The 21,682-nt window shown below is 58.1% G+C and carries 19 protein-coding genes and 1 tRNA gene; 11 read left to right on the top strand and 9 right to left on the bottom strand.

The window, feature by feature from the left end:
- Window positions 1-3: 3 nt before the first annotated feature.
- Complete coding sequence (locus KJY40_RS13340; protein WP_230737381.1) at window positions 4-1,179, bottom strand: XylR family transcriptional regulator; 1,176 nt, start codon at window positions 1,177-1,179, stop codon at window positions 4-6.
- A gap of 188 nt (window positions 1,180-1,367) precedes the next feature.
- Here KJY40_RS13340 and xylA point away from each other — a divergent pair, with 188 nt between their 5' ends.
- The 4 genes from xylA (at window position 1,368) to KJY40_RS13320 (ending at window position 6,600) form a co-directional block, all read left to right on the top strand.
- Complete coding sequence (xylA, locus tag KJY40_RS13335; protein ID WP_230737380.1) at window positions 1,368-2,684, top strand: xylose isomerase; 1,317 nt, start codon at window positions 1,368-1,370, stop codon at window positions 2,682-2,684.
- 142 nt (window positions 2,685-2,826) lie between these two features.
- On the top strand, window positions 2,827-3,828 hold the full coding sequence (xylF, locus tag KJY40_RS13330) for a D-xylose ABC transporter substrate-binding protein (RefSeq protein WP_115077499.1): 1,002 nt from the start codon (window positions 2,827-2,829) through the stop codon (window positions 3,826-3,828).
- Window positions 3,829-3,906: 78 nt separating this feature from the next.
- A complete protein-coding gene (gene xylG / locus KJY40_RS13325; RefSeq protein WP_230737378.1) occupies window positions 3,907-5,463 on the top strand; it encodes a D-xylose ABC transporter ATP-binding protein in 1,557 nt (518 codons plus the stop codon).
- Window positions 5,464-6,600, top strand: a complete 1,137-nt coding sequence (locus KJY40_RS13320; RefSeq protein WP_230737376.1) for a sugar ABC transporter permease — start codon at window positions 5,464-5,466, stop codon at window positions 6,598-6,600.
- A gap of 116 nt (window positions 6,601-6,716) precedes the next feature.
- Here KJY40_RS13320 and KJY40_RS13315 read toward each other — a convergent pair whose 3' ends face one another.
- The 3 genes from KJY40_RS13315 to KJY40_RS13305 form a co-directional block, all read right to left on the bottom strand.
- Window positions 6,717-8,993, bottom strand: coding sequence for a hypothetical protein (locus KJY40_RS13315; RefSeq protein WP_230737374.1), 2,277 nt, complete (start codon window positions 8,991-8,993; stop codon window positions 6,717-6,719).
- Between the two features lie 24 nt (window positions 8,994-9,017).
- Window positions 9,018-9,092: transfer RNA gene (locus KJY40_RS13310), tRNA-Arg, on the bottom strand.
- Window positions 9,093-9,199: 107 nt separating this feature from the next.
- Window positions 9,200-10,081, bottom strand: coding sequence for a LysR family transcriptional regulator (locus KJY40_RS13305; protein WP_230737371.1), 882 nt, complete (start codon window positions 10,079-10,081; stop codon window positions 9,200-9,202).
- 126 nt (window positions 10,082-10,207) lie between these two features.
- On the opposite strand from KJY40_RS13305, the gene KJY40_RS13300 reads away from it, so the two are divergent.
- Entirely contained in the window at window positions 10,208-11,197 is a 990-nt protein-coding gene (locus KJY40_RS13300; RefSeq protein WP_230737369.1) for a zinc-dependent alcohol dehydrogenase family protein, read from the top strand.
- 88 nt (window positions 11,198-11,285) lie between these two features.
- On the opposite strand, the gene ycaC is transcribed toward KJY40_RS13300, so the two are convergent.
- Window positions 11,286-11,918 carry an isochorismate family cysteine hydrolase YcaC gene (gene ycaC / locus KJY40_RS13295; RefSeq protein WP_007958138.1) on the bottom strand — a complete coding sequence of 211 codons (633 nt, stop codon included), beginning with the start codon at window positions 11,916-11,918 and terminating at the stop codon, window positions 11,286-11,288.
- Window positions 11,919-12,138: 220 nt separating this feature from the next.
- Here ycaC and KJY40_RS13290 point away from each other — a divergent pair, with 220 nt between their 5' ends.
- Together KJY40_RS13290 and msrA are read left to right on the top strand one after the other, a co-directional pair.
- On the top strand, window positions 12,139-13,740 hold the full coding sequence (locus tag KJY40_RS13290) for a sensor domain-containing diguanylate cyclase (RefSeq protein ID WP_230737367.1): 1,602 nt from the start codon (window positions 12,139-12,141) through the stop codon (window positions 13,738-13,740).
- A 105-nt stretch (window positions 13,741-13,845) separates the two neighbouring features.
- Window positions 13,846-14,352, top strand: a complete 507-nt coding sequence (gene msrA / locus KJY40_RS13285; protein WP_221399463.1) for a peptide-methionine (S)-S-oxide reductase MsrA — start codon at window positions 13,846-13,848, stop codon at window positions 14,350-14,352.
- 46 nt (window positions 14,353-14,398) lie between these two features.
- Here the strand turns inward: msrA and KJY40_RS13280 are convergent, their stop codons facing one another.
- The 3 genes from KJY40_RS13280 to KJY40_RS13270 all read right to left on the bottom strand — a co-directional run bounded on the left by KJY40_RS13280 (window position 14,399) and on the right by KJY40_RS13270 (window position 17,861).
- Window positions 14,399-14,845: a GNAT family N-acetyltransferase gene (locus KJY40_RS13280; RefSeq protein WP_230737365.1), complete on the bottom strand. Its 447-nt coding sequence runs from the start codon at window positions 14,843-14,845 to the stop codon at window positions 14,399-14,401.
- 65 nt (window positions 14,846-14,910) lie between these two features.
- Window positions 14,911-16,317 carry a GABA permease gene (gene gabP, locus KJY40_RS13275; RefSeq protein ID WP_230737363.1) on the bottom strand — a complete coding sequence of 469 codons (1,407 nt, stop codon included), beginning with the start codon at window positions 16,315-16,317 and terminating at the stop codon, window positions 14,911-14,913.
- A 329-nt stretch (window positions 16,318-16,646) separates the two neighbouring features.
- The gene (locus KJY40_RS13270; RefSeq protein WP_230737362.1) at window positions 16,647-17,861 is read right to left on the bottom strand and encodes an aldose 1-epimerase family protein; all 1,215 of its coding nucleotides are present in this window, start codon (window positions 17,859-17,861) and stop codon (window positions 16,647-16,649) included.
- 573 nt (window positions 17,862-18,434) lie between these two features.
- Here KJY40_RS13270 and KJY40_RS13265 point away from each other — a divergent pair.
- From KJY40_RS13265 to KJY40_RS13250, 4 genes are all read left to right on the top strand, one after another.
- Window positions 18,435-18,797, top strand: coding sequence for a DUF6124 family protein (locus KJY40_RS13265; protein ID WP_230737360.1), 363 nt, complete (start codon window positions 18,435-18,437; stop codon window positions 18,795-18,797).
- A gap of 150 nt (window positions 18,798-18,947) precedes the next feature.
- Window positions 18,948-20,108, top strand: coding sequence for an IS30 family transposase (locus tag KJY40_RS13260; protein ID WP_230730942.1), 1,161 nt, complete (start codon window positions 18,948-18,950; stop codon window positions 20,106-20,108).
- Window positions 20,109-20,291: 183 nt separating this feature from the next.
- On the top strand, window positions 20,292-20,792 hold the full coding sequence (locus KJY40_RS13255) for a DUF3916 domain-containing protein (protein WP_230737359.1): 501 nt from the start codon (window positions 20,292-20,294) through the stop codon (window positions 20,790-20,792).
- An 83-nt stretch (window positions 20,793-20,875) separates the two neighbouring features.
- Window positions 20,876-21,349 carry a hypothetical protein gene (locus KJY40_RS13250; protein WP_230737358.1) on the top strand — a complete coding sequence of 158 codons (474 nt, stop codon included), beginning with the start codon at window positions 20,876-20,878 and terminating at the stop codon, window positions 21,347-21,349.
- A 130-nt stretch (window positions 21,350-21,479) separates the two neighbouring features.
- Here the strand turns inward: KJY40_RS13250 and KJY40_RS13245 are convergent, their stop codons facing one another.
- Window positions 21,480-21,674 carry a hypothetical protein gene (locus KJY40_RS13245; RefSeq protein ID WP_230737357.1) on the bottom strand — a complete coding sequence of 65 codons (195 nt, stop codon included), beginning with the start codon at window positions 21,672-21,674 and terminating at the stop codon, window positions 21,480-21,482.
- Window positions 21,675-21,682: the final 8 nt, after the last annotated feature.

Below are 21,682 nucleotides of genomic sequence, written 5' to 3'. Positions count from 1 at the left end.
CGTCTATCTGGCGCCCTGCTGATATTCCCGGGGCGTACACCCGAACTCTCGGCGAAACACCGTGTGCAGGTATTGCGCGGATTTGAAACCGCACGTGCGGGCAACGTCCGCAATCGCCGTGTCGGTTTTTTCCAGCCCGCGAGTCGCCGCCGCCAGTTTGAAACGCAGGATCTCGTCATGCACGCTGCAACCACGCACCGTGCGAAAGTGCGACTCCAGCGATGAACGCGACACGCCGACATAAGCCGCCACTTGCGCGGTCTTGATGCCCTGGCAGGCATATTGGCGGATGAACAGCAGCGCCTGCATCACGTAAGGGTTGCCCAACGGTTGATGCAGGCTTGACACCTGCACGTTGATCGCTTCAGGCGGGATCAGGAAATGCTCGCCCGTGGACGGTTTGCCGTGCAGCATCTGGTGCAGCAGTTGCGCGGCGGTGCGGCCCATGGTTTCGGTGCCCTGGATCACCGAACTCAGGGGGACCCGCGTCAGGCTGCGGGTCAGCGGGTCGTTGTCGATGCCGATCAACGCCACTTGCTCCGGAACGGCGATTCCGGCGGTCAGGCAGGCTTGCAGCAACTGCCGGGCGCGGGCGTCACTGACGGCGATGATGCCAATGGGCTTGGGCAGGCTCTGCAGCCAGGCGATCAGCTGTTCGACGGCGCTGTCCCACAGCGGCGCGCTGGTGCCCATGCCGCGATAGACCTCGGCGTGCAAGCCGTCCCGTTGCATCAATCGCAGAAAAGCCTTTTCGCGCTCCTGGGCCCAACGATTGGCCTGCGCCTCAGGCAGGCTGAAGCAGGCGAACCGTTGCAGCCCGGCCTCGATCAAGTGCTCATAAGCCAATGTGATCAGCGCGTTATTGTCCGTTGCAACGTATGGAATTCCCTTGGGATAGGCCCGTTCATCCTGATAAGAGCCGCCCACCGCCACCACGGGCATCTTGATGTCGGCCAGCGCCTCGCCGATCAGCGGATCGTCGAAGTCGGCAATGATCCCGTCACCTTGCCAGCGCTCGATGCCTTTCAACCGGCAGAGAAAATCCTCTTCCAGAAACAGATCCCAGGATGCACGGGTGCTGCTCAGGTAGTTGCCGATGCCGCTGATGATGCCGCGGTCATAGATCTTGCTTCCGTTGAACAACAGGGCGATGCGATGAACAGGCGGTACGGTTTTCATTGTTTTCAGGCTTGTTCCGGGCCCCTTGCCGTAGAGGCGGTCTGCACAGACTAGGCGTGCAGAGGGCGAATCTCAATACGCAAAATCGCACTCCGCGTTGGTGATTTTCGTAATCGGCAGGCACGGGGCCGTTGCTAGTATCGGGACACGCCCAAGAACAACAACCAAGAACAACAAGGACATTGCCAATGCCGTACTTCCCCGATGTCGACCGGATTCGCTACGAAGGTCCTGCCAGCGATTCTCCCCTTGCCTTCCGTCACTACGACGCCGACAAGATCATCCTCGGCAAGCCCATGCGCGAACACCTGCGCATGGCCGCCTGTTATTGGCACACCTTCGTCTGGCCGGGCTCCGACGTGTTCGGTGCCGGGACGTTCAAGCGCCCGTGGCAACACGCCGGTGACCCGATGGAAATGGCCATTGGCAAGGCAGAGGCCGCGTTCGAGTTTTTCACCAAGCTGGGTATCGATAACTACTGCTTTCACGACACGGATGTCGCCCCCGAAGGCCACTCGCTGAAGGAGTACCGCAACCACTTCGCCCAAATGGTCGATCACCTGGAACGCCACCAGGAAGAAAGCGGAATCAAGTTGCTGTGGGGCACCGCCAACTGCTTCAGCAATCCGCGCTTTGCCGCCGGCGCCGCCAGCAACCCGGATCCTGAAGTGTTCGCCTGCGCCGCTGCCCAGGTCTTCAGCGCCATGAACGCGACTCAACGCCTTAAAGGCTCCAACTACGTGTTGTGGGGCGGTCGCGAAGGTTACGAAACCCTGCTCAACACCGACTTGAAGCGCGAGCGCGAACAACTGGGTCGCTTCATGCGCATGGTGGTCGAGCACAAGTACAAGATCGGTTTCAAAGGCGACCTGCTGATCGAACCCAAACCGCAGGAGCCAACCAAGCACCAATACGATTACGACAGCGCCACTGTGTTCGGTTTTCTCCAGCAGTTCGGTCTGGAAAAGGAAATCAAGGTCAACATCGAGGCCAACCACGCGACCCTGGCCGGTCATAGTTTTCATCACGAGGTGGCGACCGCCGTCTCGCTGGGAATATTCGGCAGCATCGACGCCAACCGGGGCGATCCGCAAAACGGCTGGGACACCGACCAGTTCCCCAACAGCGTCGAGGAAATGACCCTCGTCACTTATGAAATCCTCAAGGCCGGCGGGTTCGGCAATGGCGGGTTCAATTTCGACTCCAAGGTGCGCCGCCAGAGCCTCGACGAGGTCGATCTGTTTCACGGCCACGTCGGTGCCATGGACGTTCTCGCCCTGTCGCTCGAGCGGGCCGCCGCCATGGTCCAGAACGATCAGCTTCAGCGGCTCAAGGATCAACGCTATGCCGGCTGGCAGCAGCCGTTCGGCCAGGCGGTTCTCGAAGGTGAGTTCAATCTCCAGTCACTGGCCGAGCACGCCTTCGCCAACGAACTGAATCCGCAGGCCGTCAGCGGCCGGCAGGAAATGCTCGAAAACGTCGTCAACCGGTTTATCTATCGCTGATCGCCAACGGGGACTGCGGGCGCTGTGACATTTGCGCGACAAATCTGTAGTCCGTTGCGCCTGCTGATTCTCTACAGTTCCACCAGCCCGATATTCATCGTCAGGCCGTGTCTTTCAAACAAAAATAAAAGGACGCACCACCATGAAGAACGTAAAACGCACGCTGTTTGCCGGCGCCCTCGCGTTGCTTTCGCTGCCGGTTATGGCCGACGCTGCCCACCCGAAAATCGGCTTCTCCATTGATGACCTGCGGCTGGAGCGCTGGTCCCGTGACCGGGATTACTTCGTTGCAGCGGCGGAAAAAATGGACGCCAAGGTCTTCGTGCAGTCGGCCGATGCCAACGAGCAGAAGCAGATTTCGCAAATCGAAAACCTCATTTCCCGTGGCGTCGATGTCATCGTCATCGTGCCGTTCAACGCCACCGTACTGACCAATGCGGTGGCCGAAGCGAAGAAAGCCGGGATCAAGGTCGTGTCCTATGACCGCCTGATACTCAACGCCGATATCGACGCCTACATCTCCTTCGATAACGAAAAGGTCGGCGAAATGCAGGCCAGCGGTGTGCTGCACGCAGCGCCCAAGGGCAACTACTTCCTGCTGGGTGGTGCGCCCACCGACAACAACGCGAAAGTCCTGCGCGAAGGGCAGATGAAGGTGCTGCAACCGGCCATCGACAAGGGGGACATCAAGATCGTCGGCCAGCAATGGGTGAAGGAATGGAACCCGACCGAGGCGCTGAGCATTGTTGAAAACGCCTTGACCCGCAACGACAACAAAATCGACGGCATCGTCGCCTCCAACGACGCCACGGCCGGCGGCGCCATTCAGGCCCTGGCCGCTCAGCAACTGGCCGGCAAGGTGCCGATCTCCGGACAAGATGCGGACCTGGCAGCGGTCAAGCGGGTGATCTCCGGCACTCAAACCATGACGGTTTACAAACCGCTGAAACTGATTGCCTCCGAAGCCGCCAAGCTCTCGGTGCAACTGGCGCGCAACGAGAAACCCGCCTACAGCTCGCAGTACGACAACGGCAGCAAAAAAGTCGACACCATCCTGCTCACCCCGACTCCGTTGACCAAGGACAACATCGACCTGCTGGAACAGGACGGCTTCTATACCAAGGCGCAGATCGCCGGAAAGTGACACTCACTGAGTGATGCCCCCGCAGGCGTTCTGCGCCTGCGGGATCAGTCCAGTATCTGTCGCTTATGAGTCTCTGCCATGTCCGACTATCTGCTGCAAATGAACGGTATCGTCAAAACCTTCGGCGGTGTCAAAGCGCTCAATGGCATCGACCTCAAGGTCAGGCCGGGTGAGTGCGTCGGGCTGTGCGGCGAGAATGGTGCCGGCAAGTCCACGCTGATGAAAATTCTGTCTGCGGTCTATCCCCATGGCACCTGGGACGGTGAAATCCTGTGGGACGGCCAACCGCTCAAGGCGCAATCGATCAGCGAAACGGAAGCCGCCGGTATCGTCATCATTCACCAGGAACTGACGCTGGTTCCCGACCTTTCCGTGGCCGAAAACATTTTCATGGGCCATGAGCTGACGCTGCCGGGTGGACGAATGAATTACCCGGCAATGATCCACCGCGCCGAAGCCCTGATGCGCGAACTGAAAGTGCCGGACATGAACGTGTCGCTGCCGGTTTCGCAGTACGGCGGCGGTTATCAGCAGCTGGTGGAAATCGCCAAGGCCCTGAACAAGCAGGCCCGCCTGCTGATCCTCGACGAGCCTTCTTCGGCCCTGACCCGTTCGGAAATCGAGGTGTTGCTGGACATCATCCGCGACCTCAAGGCCAAGGGTGTCGCCTGCGTCTACATCTCCCACAAGCTCGATGAAGTGGCCGCCGTGTGTGACACCATTTCGGTGATCCGCGACGGTAAACACATCGCCACGACCGCCATGGAAAACATGGATATCCCGCAGATCATCACCCAGATGGTCGGTCGGGAAATGAGCAACCTCTACCCCACCGAACCACACGACATCGGCGAGGTGATTTTCGAGGCGCGTCACATCACCTGCTACGACGTCGACAACCCCAAACGCAAACGGGTCGACGACATTTCGTTCAGCCTCAGACGCGGAGAAATCCTCGGCATCGCCGGGCTGGTGGGAGCAGGTCGCACGGAGCTGGTGACCGCACTGTTCGGCGCCTACCCCGGTCGCCATGAGGGCGAAGTCTGGCTGGACGGTAAACCCATAGACACCCGCACGCCGCTCAAATCAATCCGTGCCGGCGTGTGCCTGGTACCCGAAGACCGCAAGCGTCAGGGGATCATCCCCGACCTGGGTGTCGGCCAGAACATCACCCTGGCCGTGCTGGACAGCTTCTCGAAACTGACCCGCATCGACGCCGAAGCCGAACTGGGCAGCATCGATCGGGAAATTTCGCGCCTGCACCTCAAGACCGCAAGCCCGCTCCTGCCGATCACCAGCCTTTCCGGTGGCAATCAACAAAAAGCCGTGTTGGCGAAGATGCTGCTGACCAGGCCCAGGGTGTTGATCCTTGATGAGCCGACCCGAGGGGTGGATGTCGGCGCCAAGTACGAGATCTACAAGTTGATGGGGATGCTGGCCGCCGAAGGCGTGTCGATCATCATGGTGTCTTCGGAGCTGGCCGAAGTGCTCGGCGTTTCCGACCGCGTACTGGTGATCGGCGAAGGCCGGTTGCAGGGCGATTTCATCAACCATGAACTCACTCAGGAACAGGTGCTCGCCGCGGCACTCAGCCAGCCTGACAGCCATAACAATAAAGATCGGAAATCCGCGTAAATGAATCAGGTCAAACAACTTTTCACCCGCTACAAGATGCTCGCACTGGTGTTTGCCGTGGCGCTGATCTGGCTGTTCTTCAGTTGGCAGACCGAGGGCGGATTCCTGACACCGCGCAACCTCTCCAACCTGCTGCGCCAGATGTCCATCACCGGGATTCTCGCCTGCGGCATGGTGCTGGTCATCATCAGCGGCGAGATTGATCTGTCGGTCGGCTCATTGCTGGGCCTGCTCGGTGGCGTGGCAGCCATTCTCGATGTTGTCTATCACGTCCCCCTACTGGCGAACCTGAGCCTTGTCGTGGTGTGCGGACTGCTGATCGGCCTCGCCAACGGTTACATGGCGGCCTACCTGCGGATTCCGTCGTTCATCGTCGGACTGGGGGGCATGCTGGCTTTCCGGGGGATTTTGCTGGGAATTACCGGCGGCACCACCATTGCGCCGGTGTCGCCGGAGCTCGTTTACATTGGCCAGGGTTATCTGCCACATACGGTCGGCGCCGGCCTGGGCGTTCTGCTGTTCGCACTGACGTTGTTCCTGACCTGGAAACAACGACGCAATCGCGCCCTTCACGGCCTCGCGGCACACTCACTGGTGCGTGACGTGGCACGCGTGGTGTTGATCGGCGCGGTGCTGGCCGGTTTTGTCCAGACCCTCAACAGCTATGACGGCATTCCCGTGCCGGTCCTGCTTTTGCTGATCCTGCTGGGCGGATTCAGCTACGTGACCAGCCAGACCGTGTTCGGCCGACGTGTCTATTCCGTGGGCAGCAACATGGAAGCGACGCGCCTGTCCGGTATCAATGTGCAGGCCGTGAAGCTGTGGATTTTCGGGATCATGGGCGTGATGTGCGCCCTCGCCGGCGTGGTCAACACCGCGCGCCTGGCCGCCGGCTCACCCTCGGCCGGCAGCATGGGCGAACTCGACGCCATCGCCGCCTGCTTCATCGGTGGCACCTCGATGCGCGGCGGTTCCGGCACGGTCTATGGCGCCCTCCTCGGCGCACTGGTCATCACCAGCCTGGACAACGGCATGTCGATGCTCGACGTCGACAGTTACTGGCAGATGATCGTCAAGGGCAGCATTCTGGTGTTGGCGGTTTGGGTGGATGTGAGTACGCGGACCGGGCGGCGTTGACAGGCTGGAGGTGACGGTTTCGTCGGCCCTCGAACTGCAAATGAAGTCATCTCTGAAAATGCGAAAAGCCTGCTTTTGAAGGCAAGCTTTTCGTTACGCCTGGAGCTTTCCGATATCTAGGAAGGCATCAGCCAGTGCCGTTCAGTGGTCCACCCGAGAAAAATCTTACAACCCTCCCGCTCTTGGTGAGCTGAAGTCAACCGACACCCAGATACCGCCATGCGCAACCCGATCATGGCGGGAAGAAATCGACCCTGAAATGCACCGGATTGAGCGGCGAAGTGCACTTCAATGTTTCCAAGCACGCTCTCCAATCGAGACTGATCCAGCATCGACAGGTAAAACATCATCTGGCGCCACGCATACGCTGTGTTTTTCAACATGACCAGACGTGCATGGTAGAACTTGATCTGCATCTGCTGCCGACTGCATATCCATTTGAAACATGCCTCGGCCATTGAGCCCAAACGATCATGTAACAGCGTCTTCAGGTCCAGATCATCAAACAGGATTGCCAGGTTTTGCGTGGTCAATATCTGTTGCTGTTCGATGATCGTGCCGTTGTTCGCTGGACTCCATCTACCGATATCGGCATTCGCCCGTCGCGCGCACAGAGCAGCCAGTACACCACTGTTGCTTCGAGAACTCCGCTGCTTGGGTAGTGCAGCCAACTGATCCATATCGATATCGTAATAGCGTGCGTAAAGAGATCCGGCTATCAAACGGACTGAACGCTTGGCAGCCTTCACGAACTTGCCGGAGAAAGCGCCCATGAAAATATCAGCCGCGATCTCCTCTACGAAGGGAAGATCCTGCTTTGCCGATTCGGCAAGCGAGGAAAATTCCTGAAGCAACTTGTTCGGCAGAATGGCCTGAGGAAATGCAACAAGGGTCAACGCGGACGCCTCGACCAAAGCCTGTCTGGCACCTTCGATCGCAAGAGCGCCAGCCTCGTACTCGGTCTCCAGGGCTTTCACCCAAGGCAAATCATCGACTCGCACCTGACGCTGCATGTTCAGCAGCAATAGAGAGCGTCGACGCCTGAACGCACGATAAGTAGCGACAGACAGTGCCCGCAGCGCTACGTCTCGATATCCGGCGCTACAGATTTGCGCCGTCAACGCTGGCAGCACTTTCGCCACTGTATCTGCGGATGTAATGACCCCATGTTCAATCAACTCTGCAACCGTTCCCTTTCGGCAGCGTTCGAGGCGTCGACGAATCGAAGGAGGAATGGTCTCCCCCTCCTTCAATGAATAGACCTTCGCCTCTTCGTTGGTGATGGGCGTCAGTAACGGCGCGAAATCAGAGATGCCTTCCGAGACTGGATATCTCGCCAGACGCGCGGAAGCAGCCTTGGCAATCAGGTGGTGTGCCGAGGCTGATACGTGATGACGCTGCTGTGCGCGCTTGCTGGAATGTTCTTCGGACTCCGGATGTCCATGCTTGCCTACAAAGTCATCGACAATTCTGCGAATGCGCCCAACCTGTCGCCCCGTTAGCGATGCAGGATCGATAGAGCACTGCTTGAGCAATGCCAGCAACTCCGCCACCCGATCACTGGAGTTACCTGCGCGGCGGGGATCAGCCTCAGTGGCGATATCAAATTCTTTACCGAGCACCGAAGCGCGCTCGAACCAGCCTTCAGGGTAATGCCTGCAAGGCCAACCATCGTTGTACGTCAGCAGGAACAGCGAGACCGCCGTGTCGTAGAGAGGCAACCTGTGTTCAACAACATGCTTTTGAACGGTAAGACGAGGCTGGGGTAAGAGGACGGACAGCCGCAGGCTGATTTGACCAGCATTGAAAACTTCAACTTCAGCCATCGAGAGCGGGCGCTCGTTGGCTGCCGCGGGAAAGAAACGCACTCGTTCGAAGAAAGGTGCGATCTGCTCGATCAACGTCCTGGCTTCTTCGACGCGTTGTTGCCCCAGAAACCAGGCCACTGTCAGCAACGCGGCCTCTTCCGGTACCTCGATCCGATAGTTTCCGTTCGTCAATCGCTCTTGCAGCGTTCTGACGCCTTCGTCTGAAAGATGCCACCTATTCAAATCGAGCCGTTCGTAACCCGCTCGAATGCCGGAAATCGATGACGCCAACAGGCGCTCATGAGCGGTCAACTCGCCACCGGCCACAAGGTTGCCCGTTGCAAAGCCGCCAGTGGCCACCTCCAGCGTGATCCATTCTGGCAGGTCGGCAAACGGCGTCCGCGAGCCATACAGTGCACGGCCATGCATCAGGTTTTCGAGAACCTTTTGCCAGCGTTCGATCCGGGCAAATGCTTGCGGACTGGCGTCGTTGTCGCGTGCAGTGAGCGCGCGAGACAGTTGAAAGTGCGCATGACCAGCGTTAATTCCGCCGAGCGCACCCGATTCACCCTCAGGCCTGGACATACTTCCTTGTGACCTACTATGTAGTGGGTCCGGGGGCTGGATTCGAACCAGCGCCCACCCGGTTAGGAGCCGAGTGTTCTACCGCTGAACTACCCCGGAACAGAGCGCGCATTGTCGATGAGTCGCGAAAGTATGTGAAGCTCGGATTCAGGGATTTTGTTGCGACAAATCTCTGATCGTTAAGCCTTCATCACTCAATGCAGCTCTTATCCAAACGCTACGCGCACAAAATCAATAAAACTCCTCAACTTCGGCGTCAGCCTCGGATCCGGCGCATACAACAGATTCATCGGCGAAACCGGCACCTTGTACTGCGGCAGCAGAGTCACCAACGTCCCGCTTCGCAGCGAATCCTTGACCAGTTCCAGCGGCAGCATCACCACCCCCAGCCCCGCCACTGCTCCGGACAGCAATGGATCGCCCTGATTAATCGTCAATCGGCTTTTAATCGGCACGTCGATGCAACCTTCCGGGCCTTCGAATCGCAGGTGTGAGCGGCCGTCCGAATAGGCGAATGCCAGGCATTCATGTTCCTGAAGATCCCAAGGTGTGGTGATGGGTGGGCGGCGGGCGAGGTAGGACGGTGCTGCGCACAGCACCATTTGATAGGGCATCAGTGGCAGTGCCTTCAGACCACAGTCGGCGAGTTCGCCGATGCGGAACACTGCGTCGTAACCGCCGTCCACCAGGTCAACCAGTTCGTTCGACAGCGTCAGGTCCACCGACACCTGCGGATAGCGAACCATGTACTCCAGCAGCTTCGGCGACAGCGAGCTGACGCCGAACGTGACGGGCGCATTGATCCGCAACCGGCCGCTGGGCACGCCCCGGGTCACGGCGGCCATTTCTTCGGCGGCGTCCATGTCGGCCAGAATCAGCTTGGCCCGCTGATAGAACGTGCGGCCGAAATCCGTGAGGCTCTGCTTGCGGGTGGTGCGGTTGAGCAGCGAAACGCCCAGATGCTGCTCGAGCATTTTCACTTGCTTGCCGACCATTTGCGGGGACAGATTGAGTTCGTCCGCCACGGCGCTGAAGGAGCCCAGCTCCACCGCTTTGACGAAGGTGGCCATGAGTGTGAGGCGATCCATTGGAAACTCGTTGTTTCTAGTGTTGCGCCATCCTAGGCCTTTATCCGGAGCAGGCCAAAGCCTAAATTGGCGTCCATGGCACCGGATCACGCCGGTGCAATTTCATCGATAAGCGAGGAAGTACAGATGGCACGCATTGTCAGGATTCATGAATACGGTGACGCGAGCGTCCTGAAACTGGAAAACGTCGACGTCCCGGCACCTGCGGCGGACGAAGTGCAGATCGAGGTCAAAGCCTTTGGCCTGAATCGCGCCGAAGTGATGTTCCGCAACCACGCCTATCTGCAGGAAGCGGAATTTCCCAGCCGTCTCGGCTACGAAGCTGCCGGTGTGGTGGTCGCGGTCGGCGCCAACGCCAGCGAGTTCAAGATCGGTGATGCCGTCAGCCTGATTCCGCCGCTGGACATCGCGCGCTGGGGCACTTACGGCGAGCTGGCCAACGTGCCCGCCCACCTCACCGTCAAACACCCGCAGAACCTGTCGTTTGAACAAGCGGCGGCGTCCTGGATGCAATACGTCACCGCGTGGGGTGCGCTGGTCGAACAGGCCAGATTGCAAAACGGCGACTTCGTAATCGTCACCGCCGCCTCCAGCAGCGTCGGCCTGGCAGCGTTCCAGATTGCCAAAATGGTCGGCGCCACCTCGATTGCCGTCACCCGGACCCGCGCCAAGAAACAGGCCTTGCTCGACGCCGGCGCCGCGCACGTGATCGTCAGTGACGAAGAAGACATGGTTGCAGCGGTCATGGCACTGACCGACGGCAAAGGCGCGCGAGTGGTGTTCGATCCGGTGGGCGGCCCGTCGTTCGAACCGCTGACCCAGAGCATGGCGCGCGGCGGCATCCTGCTGGAGTACGGCGCCCTGAGCCCCGAACCAACGCCCTTCCCGCTGTTCACCGTGCTCGGCAAATGCCTGACCCTCAAGGGTTACCTCTACACGGAGATCGTCTCCGACCCGGCCATCCTGGCACGCGCCAAGACTTTCATCGGCGACGGACTGGCATCGGGCGCGCTGCAACCGATCATTGCCAGGACATTTGCCCTGGATGACATTCAGGAAGCGCATCGCTTTCTTGAAGCCAATCAGCAGGTCGGGAAGATTGTCGTCACGGTTTGAGGTGACGAGTCCCCTGCTCTTTTGTTTGCGGTAGAAACGACGAAAGCCTGCTTTTTTCAAAGCAGGCTTTCGTCTGTCCAGCAGCCGGTTATTTCTGGTGCGCCGTCAGCGCTGCATAGCCGTTCATCAAGTTGCGGTAGTTCGGGATGCGCTGGGACAGCAGGTTGCCCAGGCCTTCAATGTCGTTGCGCCAGTCGCGGTGCAGTTCGCAGGCAACCGAGAACCAGTTCATCATCTGCGCGCCGGCCTGGGTCATGCGGTTCCATGCAGCTTGCTGCACCGTGGTGTTGAAGGTGCCGGAGGCGTCGGTCACCACGAACACGTCAAATCCTTCCGCCAGCGCCGACAGGGTCGGGAACGCTACGCACACATCGGTCACGACACCGGCAATGATGATCTGCTTGCGGCCGGTGGCCTTGATCGCCTTGACGAAGTCTTCGTTGTCCCAGGCGTTGATCTGGCCTGGGCGGGCAATGTACGGCGCGTCCGGGAACATTTCCTTGAGTTCCGGCACCAGCGGGCCGTTCGGGCCTTGTTCGAAACTGGTGGTGAGGATGGTCGGCAACTCGAAGAACTTGGCCAGATCGGCCAGCGCCAGCACGTTGTTCTTGAACTCGTTTGGCGAGAAGTCCTGAACCAGAGAAATCAGACCGGTCTGGTGGTCGACCAGCAGAACTACGGCGTCGTCTTTGTTCAGGCGGTTGTAGGTTGGAGTGCTCATGTGTGAATCCCTTTTTAGTTGTGGAAGTGCGTTTGCGTTCAAGATGGGCACAGATTACTGACTCGCCTGAAAGCGATAAATCGTCTGAAAAGCGTTTCACCGTCAACCCAAAACGGACAATCCACTCAAACTGCCGGCCAGTTCACACAGCCACCCCGACCTTCGCGCCTATCCTTGTCATAATGCTCACCCGCTCAGAACGACCTCCAGGGAAATGTTGATGCCCGGACGCAACACGCAAGCGCCCACTCCAGATCAAGCACCACACGCGCCCCGCAAAGGCGTGAGGGCCGGCTCGACCTTTCGGCTGACCGTCAGTTTCATGCTGATGGTGGTCGTGGCCTTTCTGGCGGTCGAGAGCTGGCGGACGTGGCGCGACTATCGTTCGGTCTTTGCCTCCGCGCGCGACTCAGTGACCAACCTCGCCCGCGCCACGGCGCAACATGCCGAGGACACCATCCGCCAGGTCGATGTGCTGACTGCGGGGCTGGCCGAGCGGGTCGAAGGCGACGGTCTGCAGAACCTGGATGTGGCACGGATTCACAAGCTGCTCATCCAGCAGTCGAAAATCATGCCGCAGTTGCACGGCCTGTTCATCTATGGCCCGGACGGCCACTGGATCGTGACCGACAAGGAGGTCACGCCCGAAACCGCCAACAACGCCGACCGCGATTATTTCCAGTACCACCGTACCCATGAAGACCGGCACGTGCGCATCGGTCAGGTGGTGGAAAGTCGTTCCACCCATGACCTGATCATTCCGATCTCGCGGCGTTTGAACAACCCCGACGGCTCGTTCGCCGGCGTGCTGCTGGGGACGGTCAAGGTCAGCTATTTCGTCGACTATTACGGTGACTTCCGCATCGATGACAAAGGCGCGCTGGTGCTGGCGATGCGCGACGGCACGATCCTCGTGCGCCGGCCGTTCATCGCCTCGGTGGTCGGCAAAAGCCTGGCGAACAGCGAGATCTTCAAGACCTACCTGCCCAATGCCAACCAGGGCATTGTCCAGATCAGGGCGGTGGTCGACGACACCGAACGCCTTTATGGCTATCGCGCGCTGACCACCTATCCGCTGGTGGTCGAGGCCGGTTTGTCCCGTGACTCCATCATCGCGCCGTGGCGCCAGGACCTTCTGAAAAACGGATTCGTGCTGGTGTTCCTGATTCTGGTCCTGGCCTGTTTCGGGCTCATCGTTCTGAGCCAGTTGCGTCAGCGGATGGCGATGGAACGGGAGATCCGTTCCGCGCACAAGACCATGCGCGACATGGCGCTGACCGACAGCCTCACAGGCCTCGGCAATCGCCGACGCCTGGACGCGGCGCTGACGGACGAGATTCGCCTGGCCCGGCGTCAGGGTTCGCCGCTGTCATTGATCATGCTCGATGTCGACTACTTCAAGCGCTACAACGACCAGTACGGTCATGCCGCCGGCGATGACTGCCTGATCGCGGTCGGCGAGGGTATCCGCAAAGCGGTCAAGCGCCCCTCGGATCTGGCCGTCCGGTACGGTGGCGAGGAGTTCACCATATTGCTGCCCAACACCGACAGCGCCGGAGCGATTCAGGTAGCTGAAGACATTCTGCAGACCATTCGTTCGCTGGAAATTGAACATGCCGGGCATCCGCTGGGGTATGTCACCGCGAGTGCCGGGATTACCACGCGCTATCCGGTTGACAATGCGGTGACCCCGGCCACTTTGCTCAAATCGGCCGACACTTGTCTGTATCAGGCCAAGCAGCAAGGGCGGAATCGCTGGTGCTCGGCGCAGGCCTCCCGGCAAATCCAGCCGATTGTGGCGATGCCGCGCACGGATCGCTGAGCGAGCCCGCGCTTCACGATTTATTTACCGGTTCAACCTTGGAATCGGCCCACACTCCCTCATATCAAGGAACATCTGCGACCCATTCGAGAGGAAGGACATGCCATGACCACTCAAACCGAAACTGCCATTCTCGCCGGCGGCTGCTTCTGGGGCATGCAGGATCTGTTGCGCCGCTACCCCGGCGTGCTGCAGACGCGGGTCGGATATTCCGGCGGCGATGTGCCGAACGCCACTTACCGCAACCATGGCAATCACGCCGAAGCCATCGAAATCGTCTTCGATCCCGCCGTGATCAGCTATCGGCAGATCCTCGAGTTTTTCTTTCAGATCCACGATCCAAGCACGCCCAACCGTCAGGGCAACGACCTCGGTCCGAGCTATCGTTCGGCGATCTATTACCTGAACGAGCAGCAACGCGATATCGCCGAAGACACTGCGGCTGATGTCGACGCGTCAGGCCTGTGGCCAGGCCGGGTGGTCACCGAAATCGAACCGGCGGGACCGTTCTGGGAAGCGGAGCCGGAGCATCAGGATTACCTTGAGCGCATTCCGAATGGCTACACCTGCCACTTCATTCGCCCGAACTGGAAGCTGCCGAAACGCGGTTGAAATCAACAGAGGCCATTGCGCAATGTGCGACGGCCTCTGTTTTTGGTCATAGCGCCTTGCGCATGAACACCCGGGCAAACCTGTCTTCCGTGGCGCGACGGGTTTCGAGATAACCAAGTTTTTTGTAGATCTCGATGTTTTCGGTCATGCGTTCGTGGGTGTACAACCGCACCGCCGCCAGCCCCTTGCCGAGCGCGTGTTCTTCACAGAACGCCATCAGCGCTTTTCCCAGGCCCTTGCCCTTGTGCCGAGCTGAAACGGCGACGTTGACCAGAAGCAGCTCGGTGTCTTCAGGGGTCATGACCAGCACGCCGACAACCTCGTCGTTTTCGGTCAGGACAAACGTCTCGTTGTCCAGCAGCACCTGCCGGTAGTCCTCCAACATCGGCGCAGGCTTTTGGCCAATTCTAGCGATGTACGGGGTGTAGGCCTCAGTGACGAGTGCGGTGATGCACTCGACATCCTGGGGTTGAGCGCGGCGGATGGCTTGCACGGTGGGGCTCCGGTCGAAAGTCAGGCATGCCGGCGATAGTCCCACAGTTCACGCCTGCGACACACCTAGGCCTTGCCCACCGAAACCACCGCCCTCGCCTGCCCATGCTGCCGCGTGGTCACCAGCCCGATAAAGGAAATCGCCAGCGCCAGGCCGATGGTCGAGGTCACTTCCAGACGATGCTCCGGGGTCACCATCATCACCGCGAGCGCGGCGCAGATGAACGCGATCACCAGCCACGTCAGCCATGGAAACAGCCACATGCGAAACGTCAGCTCGACGTTCTGCCGACGCAACATCCGGCGCATGCGCAACTGCGAAACCGCGATCACCAGATACACCAGCAACGCAATCGCACCGGAGCTGGCGAGCAGAAACTGGAACAGCCCCGCAGGCATGAAATAGCTGAACAGCGTCACCCCGGCACCGATCACGGTGCTGGCGATCACCGCCGCCCTCGGCACGCCCGCCGCAGAGGTCACCTTCAGCGGCTGCGGAGCATCGCCGCGTCGGCCCAGCGAGAACAGCATCCGCGAAGAAATGTAGATCGAGGAGTTCATGCAACTGGCCACCGCGATCAGCACGACTACATCGACCAGGAATTTGGCGTTGGGAACGTTCATCAGCTCCAGCGCGCGCTGGTAAGAGCCGACGGACGCCAGCAGCGGATCGTTCCAAGGCACCACCGAAATCACCACGAAAATCGACAGCAGATAAAACACGCCGATGCGCCAGATCACCGAGCGCGTCGCCTTGGCGATGTTTTGCGCCGGGTTGCTCGATTCGGCTGCCGCGATGGTCACCGCTTCCGTCCCGATAAAACTGAACATGATGGTGATGAAGGCCCCGACCACCGCCGACAAACCATTGGGTGCAAACCCGCCGTGCTCTTCCATCAACCGGCTCAAACCGCTGGCCTCACGTTCCGGAATCCAGCCCATCAACACCGCAAAACCCAGACCGATGAACCCGATGATCGCCACCACCTTGGCCATCGCAAACCAGAACTCGAACTCGCCGTACTTGGACACGCTGAACAGGTTGGTCACCACCAGCAAAATGATCGACAACAACGCGAACAACCACGCATCGACCTGAGGAAACCACTGATTCAAGACATGCCCGGCGGCCAGCGCTTCAATCGGAATGACCAGCACCCAAAACCACCAATACAACCAACCGATGGTGAACCCCGCCCAACGGCCGATGGCCTGATCGGCATAGGTGGAAAACGATCCTGTGTCCGGATGGGCCACGGCCATTTCGCCGAGCATGCGCATGACCAGCACGACCAGCAGACCGGAGAAGAGATAAGCGAGCAAGACTGCCGGGCCGGCGGCGGCAATGGCGTGGCCGGAGCCGACAAACAGCCCCGCACCGATGATCCCGGCAATGGAAAGCATGGTGACATGACGCGGTTTGAAACCCTGCGCCAACTGACCGTTCGAGTCCTTCGAGTTCAGGCTATTCATTGTTTTTGTTGTTCTCTGGTGATCGACGATTGGGCGTACTGACGACGTGTCAGGCGATCATCATTTCTTCCTGTTGCCCTGCTCCAGAGCGGCGCACCTCAAGCGCTGCAGCGTTACAAATCGGTCGGACGACGACGCAGGGCGATGAAATGATGCGTCACCTTACGTGCCCGGCGTTGATCGCAAATAGCCTGGGAGCGGCATGGGGGCGTCTGATTTCGACATGGCGAATGGCATTCGGGCCCGTTCGAGAGCGCCATCACAGAATAAAAAAGGGGGGACTGATTTATTCAGGAAAAATAAATCAGTCCCCCCTTTTTTGGCCGGTGTCACCCCTTGGTCAGATCAACCAACGGTGTCTGCCGCACCTCGGTCTCCCGCCCACCCTGAATGTCGCTCACCTGCTTCAAAGCCTTATCCACCGCCGCCTTATCCGCCAACAAGCTGTAGCTGATGCGGAACTGTTTGTGTTCCTTCGGCCCGATGGTGGGAACCAGGTTCAGTGGGCGCTGATAACGGCGGTTGTAGGAAAAACTCGTCCCAGGCTCCAGCCCGGTGACATAACCCTGGCCTTGGGTATCGGTGTTCTTCCACAGGGAAAACACCGGCAATGTCTGCGTATTGAAGCCAACCGAAACGCCCAGACTGCCGGCCTTGTTATGCAGCACGGTCAACGTATCGCCCTTGGCATCGGCATACGGCACGATGTTGTAAACCGTTTCGTCGTAGTCCTTGGTCGGTGCGCGGTAGGTTTGCCATTCAGCCAAATCGCCCTTGGCCTTGTCGTTGAACGGCGACACCTGTTTCACCGGCGCGGCGAAACGAGCGCCCTGCTCCAGGAACGGGGTGCTGAAGTTACTGTGGTACAGCGCCTGGTATTCCTTCGGATAGTCACCGTTGTTGGTCAGGGTGTCGTTAAGCGCGAACACTACGCTGCCGGGTTCGGTGACCAGTTCGGTGGCGACCGAGAAGTCGACTTTCTTGAACGCCTGCTCTTTCAGTTCACCGCGCAGGGTGATGGCGTACGGTGGCGTTTCATCGATGTGCAGGGTGACTTTGTTCGCAGGAATGTTGGCGGCCCGGCCGTGCAGGGTCAGCAGTTCGCCGTTGTCGACGCCGGGGTGGCCGACCCATTCGTATCCGCAGCGGGTCACCAGCTCATTGAAACCCTCCAGCCAGCCCAGACCACCACGACCATTGAGTTCGATGAAGGACGGATTGACCACTTCCTTGACCGGCGAATCCCAGCCCATACGCACATTGCCGACCGAGGCCTGCAAGACATTCATTCCCCGCGTCGGCACCACCGAGAGTTTCATCGTGCCGTTATCGATGTCGACAATGCTGACGCCCTCCTGCCGTCCGCCATGCAAGGTGCGCAGGCTGACGCTGAAGGGTTTGTCGGTTTTCAGGCCAAGTTGCTGGCTGGTGATCTGCCAGTTCTGAGCGGCTTTGTCGGTGTCGAGCAGAACGTAATCCCAAGCCATGGCGTGGGAGGCAGCGGACAGTGCGCAGAGGGCAACAACGAGTTTGAGCGGGGTCATGGGAGAAGCCTTTCTTGGAGTTGTGCCGTTTTTATAAACCTGCTGAAACGTTTCATCAAGCTTAAAAAGCGACGCGGCGCTGGTAGGTGCCGAGAAAGAATGGGTACGGACAGGAAAATTGAAATTGATGTGATCGCGTTATTCCGCAGGCGGGAGTCCGCTTTTATTCAGGACGGGTATGGGCGTCTGATTTCGACATGGCGAGGGCGGCGTGTTTAAGCGTTTTTTGAATGGTGTTTAGAAATGCCCGGCATTACTTCACCACGGCTACAGCGTCTTGCGTCATTGCCTACGACTACGCCAGAATCCGCCGGCTTGTGCGTCTGGGGTGCGGGTTTTATCGTTTCCGGGTCACTGAAAAACAGTGATCGGGTTTGGTAGCCCGGATTACCTGTCGCATCGCAACACCAGATTGCAGGGACTCTTTCGCCCTCTGTTTTATGGTGGCCATGCGTAGGGCGTCTTCGGACGCGCCGGGTATCCAGGTGACCGGTCTACCAACCTCCGTATGGCCACCACCCTCGTTTGGTAGCGAGGCTGATGGCTCCACTTTCTCACCCTGGAGTTACATCTATGTTCAAGCCAACACCGAACCCACCGGAAACAGATCCGGTATCGCCCTACAAATTCCCCGATTCTCGTACCCTGAACGAAGCGGCTGAACGCGCTATCGATCACTACCTCACTCCGCAGCAACGAATCATGGGCAGCCATCACAAACACGACCCTATGTACCTGGCAAATCCGGCCTACAACACCGAATCCCTGCTGGCCAACGCGAGCGAATCATTGGGATCGGTCAGTGAAATGCTCAATAACTTTGCTGCCACGCTGGAGCCGGCCCATCGCAAGACTGCGATCGGGATTGCGCAGTTGGTGATGTTGAGTGAGTTGGCGGTGAATCAGGCGTTGGATCATGTTGAAGTGAAGACCTAAACGTTTGCACTTCGCAACCAGATAGTTTGCAACGGCAAAGTGAATGAGTTTTGGCCGATAGCCGCCATGGTTAATGGCAGCTATCGGCTGTGGATTCAACCGGTCGATGCAACACAACTAAATTCTGTGTAAGCAGAAGGAGTGTTGCAGATGAAGCAGAGACCGCGGATCTATTACACCGAAAGCCAGAAAAAGCTGATGTGGGATCACTGGCAGAAAGGCGACTCTCTCCAGCACATCGCCCAACTTTTTGATCGAAACCATTCATCGATACAGCGCATCTTGGCGGAAACAGGCGGTATCAGACCCGCTGTACGCCGCAGATCCAGATTGGCGCTGACGTTGGCTGAGCGTGAAGAGATTTCGCGTGCAGTGGTGGCAGGTAACTCGATCCGTTCTATGGCTGCGTTGCTAGGGCGAGCAGCCTCTACGATCAGCCGTGAAATCAGACGCAACGGTGGCCAAGGATGCTACCGGGCTAATCAAGCTGATCAGGCTGCCTGGGATCGCGCGCATCGACCTAAGGTGTGCAAACTTGTTGAGAACCGAACGGTGGCGCAAATTGTTGCAGACAAGCTTCAATTGCAGTGGTCACCGGAACAAATTGCCGGTTGGTTGAAGCGTACCTACCCGGATGATACGAGCTACCAGGTGTCACACGAGACGATCTATCGCACGCTCTTCATACAGGCTCGCGGGGCTCTAAAGAAGGAGTTGCTTGAGCATTTACGGCGCACGCGGGCCATGCGTCGCTCGCGCCATCACACGCAGAAGAAAGAAAATCACGGTCGAATCACTGACGCGGTATCGATCCGCGAACGCCCAGCCGCGGCTAAGGATCGGGCGGTTCCAGGTCATTGGGAGGGTGACCTGCTGTGCGGTAGCAAGAACAGCCAAATTGCCACTCTTGTTGAGCGTCATACCCGCTACGTAATGCTGGTGAAATTGGACGGTAAGGATAGCGAGACGGTCATCAGCGCCCTGATCGAAAACGCCCGCAACTTACCCCAAGAACTCTACAAATCGCTGACGTGGGATCGTGGCAAAGAGATGGCTGACCATAAGCGCTTTACGGTGGCTACCGACATCAAGGTCTACTTCTGCGATCCTCATCGTCCTTGGCAACGGGGATCGAATGAGAACACCAACGGGTTGTTAAGGCAGTATTTCCCGAAAGGAACCGACCTTGCGGATCACTCGCAAGCCGCGCTCAATGAAGTCGCAAGGCAGCTAAATAGCCGCCCTCGGAAAACACTAGACTACGAAACACCGGCAGAACGATTTAGCCAATCTGTTGCATCGACCGGTTGAATCCACAGCCAAAACCGGACGCTCGTAACAGAATGCGGGAATTTCGATCATCGCTTCTGGACGGAATGATTCAAAATCTCCGGCCTGGATCATCCAGAGCCGACCCATGATAGTCCTGACCGTTTTGCTGTCTGCGATGAGTGCCCAAGTCGTTAATCTCACTACACCAGATAAGGATATCCCTTGCGAAGATTGCTCCTCAGTAACAAAAAACTCCGAAACATCCCCCGTCATCTACGCGCATTGGAGTACTGGGCCGCGAGCTTCAGCGGCGAGTTCCATCCTCGCATTGATGAGCACAAGCGTTACTCAAAGTGGAAAATCCCGGTAATCAATACCCTCGTTGAAGGTCCGCAGGCACGTATCGAAGTGCAGGCTTTCTGTGTTCAGCAGTTGCTCGAAGCAGCAGCCCACCTTTCCCGTGCGGCGGATCGCAGCCAAGGCTACTACCGCGTCGCCTGTTTATTGACTTGGCCTTGGTTACACCAAAGTGAAGTGACTGTGTTCTATGACCGTGAGTACTACTTGAGCTTTCTGGGGCAGCAGAACTCGCTTGCTCCGATACACTTGAGCGATAGGCTTGCCTTGGATTTGCCCGAACAGTTCATTGAGCATGGGCACGATGTAACCCAAGACGATGATGAGGTCGAAGTTCAATGGTGGTGTATTGGAGAGCGTGCTTGATCAATGGGTGGATCGGTGTCCTGAGACGCCCCTTTTCATGGACTCTACTTATGATCTTTCACTAAGGTCTGGGAGATAGCGAGATGCTGCGCGGCGCTGAGAACAGTGAGCTTTTTCGGGAATACTACGAGATCCTACGTACTCCAGAGGCTAAACACGCATTCTTTTACATGATTGGATGGGCATCAACGCTAAAAGGCTATGACTTCTTTCCAGGCTCGCACGGGCACATCAAGGATTTTCGTTTTTTGCGTGGCGATGAGTGGGATTTTGCATTCATCCCGAACCAAAGATGGATGTTGTTTTATTTCCGGAAGCCATGCCTCCGTCTCCCCAAATTCTCACGTGAGGAAATCATTCGTCGAATACCCGGAACCAAAGAAAACAACCAAGGAGAATTTACTGTCAGGCTCAAAAATGTAAGCGAAGTAATACATTTAGCTGGCTATATCGAATGCCAAATCCCAAAATCGCGCCAGACCCAGAAGACATGTGACAAAAATAGGGGCGAATTTATTATTCGAATAAATAAATCCGCCGCCATATTTCTTCCTTAAGTACGATGGTGCCCCAGTATTTTTAAGTAGATACCGTTGCCCTTAAGGTTTGAAGCAGACAAGTGACCTCGCCAAGCACTTCAAATAGCGAGTATTACAATGCCCTGCTCATGACGAGCCGCCACTGCCGTCAATCACCTACCGAATCTATATGCAATAAAAGGCACGTTCCATCTCCCTTAACGACAAGACTGATCGGCCTTGTTGTTTCGCCCTCATCAAAAGACATTTCCACCTTAAGGTGCTGATCGCCAAAAGTCTTAAGTTCAGCGATAAGCTCCGCCACTGTCTTGCCTCGATTTTCCCAGTCCACTCTGTTGCTCATTCAATCAC

Origin of the sequence: Pseudomonas fitomaticsae (assembly GCF_021018765.1) — a bacterium.
GTDB lineage: Bacteria > Pseudomonadota > Gammaproteobacteria > Pseudomonadales > Pseudomonadaceae > Aquipseudomonas > Aquipseudomonas fitomaticsae.
This window is presented reverse-complemented; position numbering and strand designations above follow the sequence as displayed.